The sequence below is a fragment of the Sphingomonas sp. Ant20 genome, from assembly GCF_000783375.1.
GTDB lineage: Bacteria > Pseudomonadota > Alphaproteobacteria > Sphingomonadales > Sphingomonadaceae > Sphingomonas > Sphingomonas aerolata.
In genome coordinates, this window is the sequence record NZ_JRVI01000093.1 from 1 (window position 1) to 13,875 (window position 13,875).

Sequence of the window (13,875 nt, forward strand, 5' to 3'; positions counted from 1 at the left end):
GCGCCGCCGCCGAGATTCTCGTCACCGCCCCCGTCCGCCAGAGCGAAACCGACGTCCTCCAGGGCACCTCGATCCTCTCGGGCGCCGAGCTCACCCGCAACCTGCGTCCCACCATCGGCGAGACGCTCGCGCGCCAGCCGGGCGTGTCCGCCACCTCGTTCGGCCCCAGCGCCTCGCGCCCGATCCTGCGCGGCTTCCAGGGCGAACGCATCCGCGTGCTGACCGACGGGATCGGCTCGATCGACGTCTCGAACACCTCGGTCGACCACGCGGTCATCATCGACCCGCTGCTCGCCGAGCGGATCGAGGTCCTTCGCGGCCCCTCCGCCCTCCTGTTCGGCTCGTCCGCGGTCGGCGGCGTCGTCAACGTCATCGACACGCGCATCCCGCGCACCGTGCCCGAAAACGGCTACCGCGTGAACGGCATCGCCACCTACGGCTCGGCTGCGAACGAGCGCTCGGGTGGCGGCGCCGGCGACGTCGCGGTCGGCCAGCACCTCGTCCTCCACGCCGACGGCTCCTATCTGAAGTCGGGCAATCTGCGCACCGGCGGCAACATCCTGTCGTCGCAGGCGCGCGCCGCCGCGCTCAGCCAGGTCGGCCTGCCGCAGGACACCGACGAGCCGATCGACTTCGCCGGCTCCGCCGCACTCCGCGGCAAGCTCCCGAATACGCAGTCGGAGACCTGGACCGCGGGCGTCGGCGCGTCGATCATCACCGATGGCGGCAATCTCGGCGTGTCGTACAGCCATTATGACAGCCTCTACGGCGTGCCGATCCGCTACGCGACCGCGGTCGGCCAGGAGCAGGAGGCGCCCCGCCTCGACGTCGTCCAGAACCGCGTCGACCTGCGCGGCGAGATCAACACCGGCGGCGGCTTCCTCGACAAGATCCGCGTCCGCGCGGGCCACGCCACCTATCGCCATTTCGAGCTCGAACCCGATGGCGGCGTCGGCACCGCCTTCTTCAACAACGGCACCGAAGGCCGGATCGAGCTCGTCCAGGCCAATCGCGGCGGCTGGCAGGGCGCATCGGGCGTGCAATATTTCAACCGCCTGTTCGACGTGAACGGCGACGAGGCCTTCCTGCCGCGCAACGAAACCAACCAGACCGGCCTCTTCACGCTCCAGCAATATAGCGCCGGCGCGTTCCGTGCCGAGGGCGGGCTGCGCTACGAGACGACGTCGCTCTCCGCCAAGACGCCGCTCGACGATCTCCGCTTCTTCCGCGGCAGCCGCAGCTTCGACGCGGTCTCGGGCTCGCTCGGCGCCTCCTACGGCGTGACCGACGCGGTCCGGCTCGGCATCAACCTCTCGCACACCGAGCGCGCGCCGTCCGCCGAGGAGCTGTTCGCAAACGGCGGCCATGCCGGCACCCAGGCCTATGAATTCGGCAGCCCCGATTTCAAGCTCGAGAAGAGCTGGGGCATCGAGGGCACGCTCCACGCGCATGGCGACGGCTTCAGCTTCGATGCGTCGGCCTATTACAACGACTTCTCCAACTATATCTCGGAGAACCAGGTCGCGCAGAGCGTCTGCCAGACCGCCGCCGATCCGTCGGGGCGCGAGGTCGACCTGCCCTGCTTCCAGTATCAGCAGGCCGATGCGCGCTATTACGGGTTCGAGGCCAATGCCTCGGTCCGGCTCGCGCAGATCGGCGGCTATGTGCTCAACGCCGACCTGCTCGGCGATTATGTCCGCGCGACGATCGTCGACAACGGCCCCGTGCCGCGCATCCCGCCGATGCGGGTGCTCGGCGGGATCGAGGCGCAGGGCGACCGCGTCAACGGCCGGCTCGAGGTCGAGCACGTCTTCGACCAGGACCGCATCGCCGCGTTCGAGACGACCACCAACGGCTATACGATGGTCAACGCTACGCTCGGCTTCAATCCGTTCGGCAAGGACAGCAAGACCTCGATCCTGCTCAGCGCGAACAACCTGTTCGACGTCGAAGCCCGCCGCCACGCCAGCTTCCTCAAGGACTTCGCCCCCCTAGCCGGCCGCGACATCCGCGCCACCCTCCGCTTCGGGCTGTAACGGGAGGGGCCACTCCCCACGCCCAGAAAAGGAGCACCACCCCCGGCGAAGGCCGGGGCCCAGGTGGGGGGACCAAGGTGATAATCCCCCGCCCGCCATCACGAAAACCTTCCCAACTGGGCCCCGGCCTTCGCCGGGGTGGGGCGAGCGCAAGGAGCCAGCAGAAACCCTCGCGAGCGACGCGCGCGAACCAGCCCGGAGACGCGCCGCCCCCCGCCCCCTATACCCAACCCATGCCCCCCATCCTCTACAGCTTCCGCCGCTGCCCCTACGCAATCCGCGCCCGCAGCGCGGTCGTCGCCAGTGGCATCGTGGTCGAGCTCCGCGAAATCGTCCTGCGCGACAAGCCCGCCGCGATGCTCGCCGCCTCCCCCAAGGGCACCGTCCCCGTCCTGATCCTCCCCGACGGCCGCGTCATCGACCAGAGCCTCGCCATCATGCACTGGGCGCTGGCACTCGCCGATCCGCTCGACTGGCTCGCCGGAGCAGACGCCGATCTGATCGCGACCAACGACGGTGCGTTCAAGCATCACCTCGACCGCTACAAATATGCCGATCGCCACGCGACCGACCCGCTCGAGCACCGCGCCGCCGCCACCGCGATCCTCGCCGATCTCGACACGCGGCTGGCAGCCACCGGCCACCTCGCCGGCCCCCGCGTCACGCTGACCGACATCGCGATCCTACCGTTCGTACGGCAATTCGCGCAGACCGACCGCGGCTGGTTCGACACGCTCCCCCTCCCCGCGCTCCACGACTGGCTGGGGCGCTATCTCGCCTCGCCGCTCTTCGCCGCCGTCATGCCCAAAGTCGCGCCGTGGCAGCCGGGCGCGCCGACTGTCATTTTTCCAACATGATCCGCGGCTAGCGCGTCGCCAGGGGGGCATTGCGACAGCATGAGCCGCGCGACGGCGATCACGGTCCACGGGGGTGGCCGCGATCGGCGCGCGCGGCTCGTCGGTGCGTCCCTGTCGACACCAAGAAGATCATCCAGGGAATATCACCGTGACACGCACCCGTCTGACCACGTCGCTCCTGCGCGGCATCGCACCCGCGACTTTGCTGCTCGCCGCCCTGCCCGCCGCCGCCCAGGACACGACCACCGCCCCTGCTGCCGCCCCCGCTGAAGACGGCCTGGGCGAGATCGTCGTCACCGCCGAGCGCCGCTCGGAGAATCTCCAGCGCGTGCCGCTGTCGGTCGGCGTCGCCTCGGGCGATGCGTTGCGTGCGTTCCAGGCGGGTGGCGACGACACGCTGCTGTCGCTGTCGGGCCGCGTCCCCGGCCTCTATGTCGAGACCACCACCGGCCGCATCTTCCCGCGCTTCTACATCCGCGGTCTTGGCAACATCGATTTCTACCTCGCGCGTCGCAGCCGGTCACGATCATCCAGGACGACGTGATCCTCGAGCATGTCGTGCTGAAGTCGAACCCGGTCTATGACGTCCGCCAGGTCGAGGTGCTGCGCGGCCCGCAGGGCTCGCTGTTCGGCCGCAACACGACCGCGGGCATCATCAAGTTCGACACGATCAAGCCGACCAACGACTTCGACAGCCGCGCCTCGGCCTCGGTCGGCACCTATGGCAGCGTCAGCGTCGACGCGGGCGTCGGTGGCCCGCTGATCAAGGACCTGCTGTCGATCCGCGTCTCGACGCTGCTCCAGCACCGCGAAAACTATGTCGACAACGTCTATGCCGGCGTCACGCAGGACAGCACCGCGACCCCGCGCAAGAACGCGATGGGCGGGTTCGACGACCGCAACGTCCGCGTCCAGCTCGCGCTGACGCCGGGCAACGCGTTCTTGCTCGACCTGTCGGGGCATGCCCGCTGGTATGACGGCACCTCGACGCTGTTCCACCGCGCCGCGCTGAAGAAGGGTTCGAACGACGTCCAGGCCGAGCCGCGCAACATCGTCGCGCTCGACGAAGGCAATGACAATCCGCAGAGCTACACCACCTATGGCGGCTCGGTCCGCGCGACCTACGACTTCGGTCCTGCCGCGCTCACCTCGATCACCGCCTATGAGACGACCTCGGGCTTCAGCCGCGGCGACACCGATGGCGGCGCGGGCGCAAACTTCCCGGTGCGCGGCACGGCGAACGGCTTCGGCCAGTCGCAGGGCCAGATCCGCGATCTCGACCAGTGGTCGCAGGAGCTGCGTCTGGCGGGCACGCAGGGCGGCCGCTTCAACTGGCAGGTCGGCGGCCTGTATTTCGACACGCGCGACATCACCGATTTCTACCAGCGGACCTTCTTCCTGACGACCGCACAGCGCAACCCGAACAACTGGGTCCGCCTCCACGACGTCAACACCTCCTGGGCCGGCTTCGGCCAGATCAGCTACGAGCTGATGGACCGGCTGACGCTCACCGCCGGCGGCCGCATCACCGAGGACAAGAAGCGCACGCAGCTGCTCAAGCCGGTCCAGAATGTCGCCGGTATCAGCCAGTATCCGGCCAACTTCCGCACCGACGTCACGCTGAAGGCGACCAAGCCGAGCTGGGACGCGAGCCTCCTCTACCAGGCGAGCCCCGACATCAGCCTCTACTCGCGCATTGCACAGGGCTTCCGCGGACCGACGATCCAGGGCCGCTCGGCGGTGTTCAACTCGGACTTCTCGACCGCCAATTCGGAGACGATCCTGTCGTGGGAGACGGGCATCAAGACCCGCCTGCTCGACAACACGCTCAGCCTCAACGCGACCGTGTTCGGCTACCGCGTCAACGACATCCAGCTCAACGGCAACGATCTCAACGGGAACGGCATCCTGTTCAACGGCAACAAGGCCGAGGCGTATGGCATGGAGGCCGAGGCGAACTGGAAGCCCGTTCCCAACCTCACGCTCGGCGCCGGGCTCAGCCTGCTCCACAGCGCGATTCGCGACACGACGACCGAGGTGCAGATCTGCGCGCTCAACAACGCGGTCGTCTGCACGCCGTCCGCGGCGGTCCGCCCCGTCCCAGGCGCGTTCGGCACGACCTTCCTCGTCAAGATCGACGGCGAGCCTTTGCCCAATGCGCCCGAGTATAATGTCGACCTGACCGCCCGCTACGACCAGCCGCTCGGCAATGGCGGTCACGCGTTCATCGCGGGCGACTTCAACATCCAGGGCTATACGCAGTTCGTGCTCTACAAGACCAAGGAGTTCACCGCGAACGGCAACTTCGAAGGCGGTCTGAAGATCGGCTATGCCGCGCCCGACGACGCCTATGAACTCGCGGTGTTCGCACGCAACATCACCGGCGAGAAGAACCTGAAGGGCGTGATCGAGAACTACATGGCCGCGGTGTTCAACGAACCGCGGATCATCGGTGTCTCGCTCAGCGGCAAGTTCCGCTGACAAGGCCGGCGTGGCGGTAACCCCGCCACGCCATCCCCTTGCGGATCGTGGCGGTTCATCCGCCACGCCACCGTTGCGGAGCGTCTGGCGCTCGCGCGCGGTGCGTGTCAGACATCGGGTTTGACCTTGCCCGAGGACCCGACCGATCCGTCAGATCGCTGCCCTGCCCTACCGGATCACCGCCGACGGATCCGCCGAGATCCTGCTCATCACCTCGCGCGAGACGCGCCGCTGGGTGATTCCCAAGGGCAATCCGATTGCCGGCCTCGCCTCGCACGAGCCGCCGCGCAGGAAGCGTTCGAGGAAGCCGGGATTCGCGGCATCCCCTGCCCCAGCGCGGTCGGCGATTTCTGCTACGACAAGCGGCGCCGCAGCGGGCGTCTCCGGCCGATGATCGTCAGCGTCTATCCGATGCAGGTCGTCGAACAGGTCGCGGACTGGCCCGAGCGGGATCAGCGCGAGACACGGTGGTTTCCGCCTGATAAGGCCGCCGCCGCGGTCGACGAGCCCGAACTCAAGGCTCTGATCCGAGGATTCCGAAAGCCACCGATCCCGGTGGCGTTCGAACAACGCGTGCTGCCGGTGCTGCGGTCACGAATGAGGAGGCGTTTTCCGATGCTGGGCTGGTTCCAGGCACTCATGCCCAAGCAGGGGCGGTTCTTCGAGCTGTTCGACGCGCATGCCGCGACGCTCGTCGCGGGCGCCGACGCGCTCGCCCGGCTGCTCCACGGCGAAGGCTCGATCGAAAGCCAGATCGCCGAGATCGTGCGCCGCGAACACGAGGCCGACGACATCACGCGCGAGGTCCTGCAGGACGTCCGCCGCGTGTTCGTGACGCCGTTCGACCGCAGCGCGATCACCGACCTGATCGGCGTGATGGACGATGCGATCGACCAGATGAACGGCACCGCCAACGCGATCGCGCTCTACGAGGTGACCGAGTTCGCGCCCGAGATGCGCGACATGGCGGGGATCATCGTCGAGGCCGCGCGGATCACCGCCGAGGCGATCCCGCTGCTCCGCTCGCTCGGCAGCAACGCCGGCCGTCTCCACGACCTGACCGCCCGGCTGATCCAGATCGAGGGTCACGCCGACGACATCCACGACACCGGCCTGCGCGCGATGTTCGCCGCGTCGAAGAGCCATGCCGACCCGATGGCCTTCATCATCGGCCGCGAAATCTATTCGAGCCTCGAAAAGATCGTCGACCGGTTCGAGGACGTCGCCAACGAGATCCAGGGACTCGTCATCGACCATGCGTGACGCGTCGTTTCGGCCCGCGACATCCCCCATGGCACCCCCCCGGCGAAGGCCGGGGCCCAGTTGGGGGACGGCCATGGCTGGATCGACCGTTCGTTACGCGTCGTTTCAGCCCGCGACCTTCCCCAAGGCACCCCCCGGCGAGGCCGGGGCCCAGTTGGGGAACGACCATGGCCGAGGGCAGCGCACCGTTACTGCGACCTCTCCAACTGGGCCCCGGCCTCCGCCGGGGTGGTAACACCGCGTTCGAGGCAGCCGCATGATCCTCTCGCTCCCGGTCCTCATCGGCCTGATCGGCATCGCGCTGCTGTTCGATTTCCTCAACGGGCTGCACGACGCCGCGAACTCGATCGCGACGGTCGTCTCGACGCGTGTGCTGAAACCACAATATGCCGTGCTCTGGGCGGCGTTCTTCAACTTCATCGCCTTTGCCGTCTTCGGGCTCCACGTCGCGCAGACCGTCGGCACGGGCATCGTCCATGCGCAGGTGATCGACGCGCAGGTGATCTTCGCCGCGCTGATCGGCGCGATCGCGTGGAACGTCATCACCTGGGTGCTCGGCATCCCCTCGAGCAGCAGCCACGCGCTGATCGGCGGATTGCTCGGCGCGGGCGTCGCCAAGATCGGCTTCGGCGCGATCGTCTGGAGCGGCGTGATCAAGACCGTCAGCGCGATCTTCGTCTCGCCCGCGGTCGGGCTGCTGCTCGCGCTGCTGCTCGTCCTGCTGGTCGCCTGGACCAGCCTCAAGCTCACCCCGCTCGGCGTCGACAAGCGCTTCCGCAAGCTCCAGCTGATCTCCGCCGCGCTCTATTCGCTCGGCCATGGCGGCAACGACGCGCAGAAGACGATGGGGATCATCGCGGTGCTGCTCTATTCGCAGGGGCTGCTCGGCGGCGAGTTCCACGTGCCCTTCTGGGTCGTGCTGTCCTGCCAGGCGGCGATGGCGCTCGGCACGCTGTCGGGCGGCTGGCGGATCGTCCACACCATGGGGTCGAAGATCACCCGGCTGACCCCTGCGCAGGGCTTCTGCGCGGAGACCGGCGGCGCGATCACGCTGTTCGCGGCGACCTTCTGGGGCGTGCCGGTCTCGTCGACGCACACGATCACCGGCGCGATCGTCGGCGTCGGCGCCGCGCGCCGCCTGTCCGCGGTGCGCTGGAACGTCGCGAGCAACATCATCATTGCCTGGACGGTGACGCTGCCCGCCGCCGCCGCGATTGGGGCGGCGACCTATTGGCTGACTGGGCTATTTATCTGATAAACGCAGGCGCTTACGGCCTGTTAAGCATGATCGGAGGGCAATTGCGCAACCGCTGATGCGGTACGCTTGCGGAATGTTCTCGCGCTCTCCCGCCATTCCTCTCCGCGATCATCCCGACGCCACGAGCCTCATCCTGTTCGGGCTCGTCGAAAGCGACGAGGATGCGTGGAGCGCCGCGCAGCATGTCCGCCTCGCCAAGGTCGGCGCGGTCTGGCCGGTCGCGCTGATCGCGCATCTGGTCGCCGCGGCGATCGTCTTCGGCGTCTCGCTGGCGGCACAGCCGGCGCTGATCGCGGCGGTGGCGGTGCATGCGGGGGTGATCGCCCTGCTGTCCGGCGCGGCCTTTGCAACGGTGCGCAGCAGGACGCTGCGCGAATGGCCGATCCATCGCCGCAATGCGGTGCTCGCGACCTGCGCCGCCGGGCTGTCCGCCGCGCTCCTGTCCTTGCTCTGGGTCACCGTCGAGCTGCCGGGCGGGCCGATCGAGCTCGCCGGGCTGGTCGCGATCGTCGGCGCGATCAGCGTCACCGCGATCACGCTTTACGCCGTGCGCGCCGCGACCCTGGGGTTCGGCATCGGCCTGGCGCTGATGCTGACCTTGCTGTCGGGCGTGGGGATCGCGCCGGTCGTCGCGATCGCCGCCTTTGCCGGGTTTGCCGCGGTCGCCTACCGGATGGCGCGGATCGACTATGCGCTCGCGCTCGATCACGCGGACCAGTCGAGCGAGGGCCGGCTTGCGATGAAACTGATGGCCGAGTTCGAGAATTACGGCCCCGGCTGGTTCTGGGAAGCCGACCGGCGCGGCCGCATCACCTATATCTCGCCCAAGATGGCGCACGCGCTCCCGCCGCCGGCCAATCCGGAGGAGGGGTGCGACCCGTCGTCCGGCCTGGTCGGCTGCATCCTCACCGACCTGTTCCGCATGGACAGCGAGGCGCCCGGCACCGAACGCACGCTCGCCTTCCACCTGTCGTCGCGCACCTCCTTCTCGGACTATTCGGTCTGCGCCGCCGCCGACCCCGCGCCCGAGCGCTGGTGGTCGATGTCGGGCCGACCGGTGATCGACGAGATCGGCCGCTTCCAGGGCTTTATCGGCACCGGCTTCGACCTCACCGAAAAGCGCAAGGCCGATGCCGAGATCAACCGCCTCGCGCTGTTCGACGGGCTGACCGGGCTCGCCAACCGCCAGCGGATGCGGCTGTCGCTCGACAAGACGCTCGCGCAGCAGGCCGGGCCCTACCGCCCGACCGCGCTGTTCCTGATGGATCTCGACCGGTTCAAGGCGGTCAACGACACGCTCGGCCACCAGGCGGGCGACCTGCTGCTCAAGCAGGTCGCACAGCGGCTCACGCGCGTGGTCGGTGACGCAGGGCTGGTCGGCCGGCTCGGCGGCGACGAGTTCCAGATCGTCCTGCCCGGCGTCGACAACCGCGACACGCTCAGCACCCTGTCGCGCGAGCTCATCCTCGCGCTGTCGCAACCCTATTTCATCAGCGGCGCGTCGGTCTCGATCGGCTGTTCGATCGGCATCGCGATCACGCCGCAGCATGGCAAGGATTCGGAGACGCTGATCCGCAACGCCGATCTCGCGCTCTATGCGGCGAAGGCCGATGGCCGCGGCGTCCACCGCTTCTATTCGGACGACATGCTGGCGGGGGCGAAATCGCGCAAGCAGCTCGAGGACGATCTGCGCATCGCGGTGACCGAGGGCGCGTTCCACCTCTGCTACCAGCCCGTCGTCAGCACCAAGTCGACGCGGATCGTCGGCTATGAGGCGCTGATCCGCTGGAACCACCCGACCCGCGGCCCCGTGTCGCCCGCCGACTTCATCCCGATCGCCGAGGAATGCGGGCTGATCGAGGCGATCGGCACCTGGGTCCTGCGCACCGCGTGCAACGCCGCCGCGCGCTGGCCCGCCGACGTCCGCGTCGCGGTCAACGTCTCGCCGATCCAGTTCGCCAACCCCGCGCTCCCAGCCCTCGTCACCAGCGCGCTCGCCCAGTCCGGGCTCCCCGCCAACCGGCTCGAGCTCGAGATCACCGAGGGCGTCTTCCTCGACGAGAGCGCGTCCTCGGACCAGATGTTCAAGGCGCTCAAAGGGATCGGCGTCCGGCTCGCGCTCGACGATTTCGGCACCGGCTATTCGTCGCTCGGCTACTTACGCACCGCGCCGTTCGACAAGATCAAGATCGACCAGTCGTTCGTGAAGGGCGCGGCCGAGCCCGGCAATCGCAACGCCGCGATCATCAAGGCGATCGTCATGCTCGCCGACACGCTCGGCATGGAGACGACGGCGGAAGGCGTCGAGCTGCAGGACGAGATCGCGCTCGTCCGCGATCTCGGCTGCAGCCATATCCAGGGCTATGTCTATGGCCGCCCGGTCCTCAACGAAGTGGTGATGGAACAGCTTTCCACCGCCGCGGGGGTGGCGACCGCCGCCGGGTTCAAGACCAGCCGTGCGCCGCGCGTGCGGATGCTGCGCTCGGCGCGGCTGCTGGTCGAGGACACGCTCGTCGATGTCCGCGTCCGCGACATCTCGACCAGCGGCGCGATGGTCGAGGGGCTGATGGTCCGCGGCGATCCGACCGGCGCCGGGGTCTCGATCGAGCTCGTCGACGGCCAGATGATCGGCGCGCAGATTCGCTGGCTGCGCGACGGCCGCGCCGGGCTCGCCTTCGACCATCCGGTCGATATCGAACGGCTCGGCCCTCCGCCGCTGGTCCGCGGGATGCGCCGCGCGGGCTGACCGCGGGCGCGCGCGGCTCGCTCGAAAATATTTCGAAAGGCGCGAAATCCGCTTGCGTATCGCGAACCCGGCGCAGATCCACGCGTCGCGCCGTCGCCGCCGCGTCCGGACACCCCAATCCAGTCCGGGCAGGGCCGCAACGGGCCAACTAGCGGCTTGCACCCGCTGCGGGATTGGCACAGTATCTGGGGGCTACTTACAGCGGCAGGCCCTATCTCTGGTAGAACACGGTGCGCCCCTCGGGCTGCCACCCTGGTTGTCGACAGGCGTGACCACGCGCTGCCGATCAGTTTTCGTTCTGCTTTTGATCTGCCCGATGATAGCATGGGATATGCTCCCGATTCGAACGATTACAGAATTTTAGGAGCGGTCTTTTGGATTTCAGAGACAGCAGCCGGGATAGCGACATGACGACCGACACCATCGAACAGACCCTCGACACGCCCGCAGCAGAGGCCCCCAAGGCGCCGCGTCAGGCGCAGGACAGCCATTCCGTGCGCGCGCAGATCTACCCGGTCGAGGTCGATCACAGCCGCGACGCGCTGCTGACCGAATTCGGCAAGGAGACGCTCAAGGACCGCTATCTGCTCCCGGGCGAGAGCTATCAGGACCTGTTCGTCCGCGTCGCGTCTGCGTACGCCGATGACGCCGGCCATGCGCAGCGTCTCTACGACGCGATCTCGAAGCTCTGGTTTATGCCCGCCACCCCCGTTCTCTCGAACGGCGGCACCGGTCGCGGCCTGCCGATCTCCTGCTATCTCAACTCGGTCCCCGACAGCCTCGGCGGCATCGTCGACACCTGGAACGAGAATGTCTGGCTCGCCTCGCGCGGCGGCGGCATCGGCACCTATTGGGGCAATGTCCGCGGCATCGGCGAGCCGGTCGGCCTCAACGGCAAGACCAGCGGCATCATCCCGTTCGTCCGCGTCATGGATTCGCTCACCCTCGCCATCTCGCAGGGCTCGCTGCGCCGTGGCTCGGCGGCCGTCTATCTCGACGTCTCGCACCCCGAGATCGAGGAATTCCTCGAGATCCGCAAACCCTCGGGCGATTTCAACCGCAAGGCGCTGAACCTCCACCACGGCGTGCTGATCACCGACGCCTTCATGGAGGCGGTGCGCAACGGCGAGGAATGGCATCTGCGCTCGCCGAAGGATCAGGCGATCCGCGCCACGGTCGACGCGCGCTCGCTGTTCCAGAAGCTCGTCGAGACGCGTCTCCAGACCGGCGAGCCGTACATCGTCTTTGCCGATCACGTGAACAAGGCGATGCCCAAGCATCACCGCGAACTCGGCCTCAAGGTCTCGACCTCGAACCTCTGCTCGGAAATCACGCTGCCGACCGGCAAGGATCACCTCGGCAACGAGCGGACCGCGGTCTGCTGCCTGTCGTCGCTGAACCTCGAAACCTGGGATCAGTGGAAGGACGAGAAGGGCCTGATCGAGGACGTCATGCGCTTCCTCGACAACGTGCTGCAGGACTATATCGACCGCCACGAGCCCGGCATGGAACGCGCCGCCTATTCGGCGGGCCGCGAGCGTTCGGTCGGCCTTGGCGTCATGGGCTTCCACAGCTTCCTTCAGGCACGTGGCATCCCGTTCGAAGGCGCGATGGCCAAGTCGTGGAACCTGCGGATGTTCAAGCACATCAACGCGCAGGCCAACGAAGCCTCGATGCAGCTCGCGATCGAGCGCGGGCCCTGCCCCGACGCCGCCGATGTCGGCGCGATGGAGCGGTTCAGCTGCAAGATGGCGATTGCGCCGACCGCGTCGATCAGCATCATCTGCGGCGGCACGTCGGCGTGCATCGAGCCGATCCCGGCGAACATCTACACGCACAAGACGCTCTCGGGCAGCTTCTCGATCAAGAACCCGTATCTCGAGAAGATGCTCGCCGAAAAGTCGAAGAACTCGGACGCGGTGTGGAATTCGATCCTCGAACAGGGCGGTTCGGTCCAGCATCTCGACTTCCTCTCGACCGAGGAAAAGGACTGCTACAAGACCAGCTTCGAGATCGACCAGCGCTGGCTGCTTGAACTCGCCGCGGACCGCACGCCGTACATCGACCAGGCGCAGTCGCTGAACCTGTTCATCCCCGCGGACGTCGAGAAGTGGGATCTGCTGATGCTCCACTTCCGCGCCTGGGAGCTCGGCATCAAGTCGCTCTACTATCTCCGCTCCAAGTCGGTGCAGCGCGCCGGCTTTGCGGGCGGGGTCGAGGCGGACAACACCATCGACCTGCGTCAAATCGACGTCGAGTCGAAGGATTATGACGAGTGCCTCGCCTGCCAGTAAGCCCCCGACCCATCACCGTGGCGGGCCCGCCCGCCGCCTGATCGAACAGCCTGTCGCGCCGCTAGCGCGACAGGCTTTTTCGTGCGCGCGCGGGCTAGGTCCAAAGCGGGCCGGTCTGCGGCTTGTCGCCCCCGTGCGCGCGGCCTAGCCCGGTCACCGGGACAGCGCGCTGGGGGGCGTCGATGGGGACAAGGCTCGCGACGCGTCTGGCGATCATGCTGCTGGCCCTCACGCCAGCGCCACCCGCCGCCGCCCGCCAGAAAAGCGCGCAGAAGACCGGCTTCACCCTGCCCGCCGGCAGCGGCAGGACCATCCTCCTGATCCGCCCGAGCATCCGCGTCGGCGCGCGCTCGACCGGCGGGATGTTCGAACCCAATGGCGACTGGACCGACCAGGCCCGCCGCAACATCGAAACCGCACTCGCCGCGCAGCAACAGGCGCTCGGCAACCGCGTGATTTCCGCGCCCGTAGCGGACGGCGATGCGGCACGGCTGGTGGCGGACTATGCCGCGCTGTTCGCCGCGGTCTCGCAATCGGTGATCCGCTATCAGTTCTTCGCCGGCGACCGCCTGCCGACCAAGAAGCTGGCGACGCAGGCCGGACGGTTCGACTGGACGCTCGGGCCCGGCATCGCGCGGCTGCCCGGCGCGAGCGACGCCGATTACGCGCTCTTCCTCAGCACCAGCGACGCCTATGGCTCGACCGGGCGCAAGCTGCTGCAGATCGTCGCGATGCTCGGGCCGGGCATCCCGCTCCGCGCTGGCGAACATGCGGGCTATGCCGGGCTGGTCGATCTGCGGACGGGCGACCTGCTCTGGCTCAACGCCGACCGCGCGATGGGCGGCGACCTGCGCACCCCCGAAGGGGCCGCCACACGCGTCCAGCAACTGCTCGCCGATTTCCCCGGCAGCACCCCCGCCCCCCGATGACCGTCACCGCG

Annotated in this window: 6 protein-coding genes and 2 pseudogenes; all 8 read left to right on the top strand. The window is 68.0% G+C overall.

The window, feature by feature from the left end; genetic code table 11:
* On the top strand, positions 1-2,036 hold a 2,036-nt coding region (locus NI18_RS12830), incomplete at its 5' end, for a TonB-dependent receptor (RefSeq protein ID WP_037530260.1).
* Between the two features lie 233 nt (positions 2,037-2,269).
* Positions 2,270-2,893: a glutathione S-transferase gene (locus tag NI18_RS12835; RefSeq protein WP_037530263.1), complete on the top strand. Its 624-nt coding sequence runs from the start codon at positions 2,270-2,272 to the stop codon at positions 2,891-2,893.
* 202 nt (positions 2,894-3,095) lie between these two features.
* Positions 3,096-5,374 (top strand): annotated as a pseudogene (locus NI18_RS12840) (TonB-dependent receptor).
* 145 nt (positions 5,375-5,519) lie between these two features.
* Positions 5,520-6,637: pseudogene (locus NI18_RS12845) on the top strand (DUF47 family protein).
* Between the two features lie 256 nt (positions 6,638-6,893).
* Positions 6,894-7,892 (top strand): inorganic phosphate transporter, encoded by a 999-nt coding sequence (locus NI18_RS12850; RefSeq protein WP_031394897.1) that lies wholly within the window; start codon positions 6,894-6,896, stop codon positions 7,890-7,892.
* Positions 7,893-7,968: 76 nt separating this feature from the next.
* Positions 7,969-10,641 (top strand): EAL domain-containing protein, encoded by a 2,673-nt coding sequence (locus NI18_RS12855; protein ID WP_052149191.1) that lies wholly within the window; start codon positions 7,969-7,971, stop codon positions 10,639-10,641.
* 374 nt (positions 10,642-11,015) lie between these two features.
* Positions 11,016-12,935 carry a ribonucleoside-diphosphate reductase subunit alpha gene (locus NI18_RS12860; RefSeq protein WP_031393864.1) on the top strand — a complete coding sequence of 640 codons (1,920 nt, stop codon included), beginning with the start codon at positions 11,016-11,018 and terminating at the stop codon, positions 12,933-12,935.
* Between the two features lie 182 nt (positions 12,936-13,117).
* Positions 13,118-13,864 carry a hypothetical protein gene (locus NI18_RS12865; protein WP_037530266.1) on the top strand — a complete coding sequence of 249 codons (747 nt, stop codon included), beginning with the start codon at positions 13,118-13,120 and terminating at the stop codon, positions 13,862-13,864.
* The last annotated feature ends 11 nt before the right edge of the window (positions 13,865-13,875 follow it).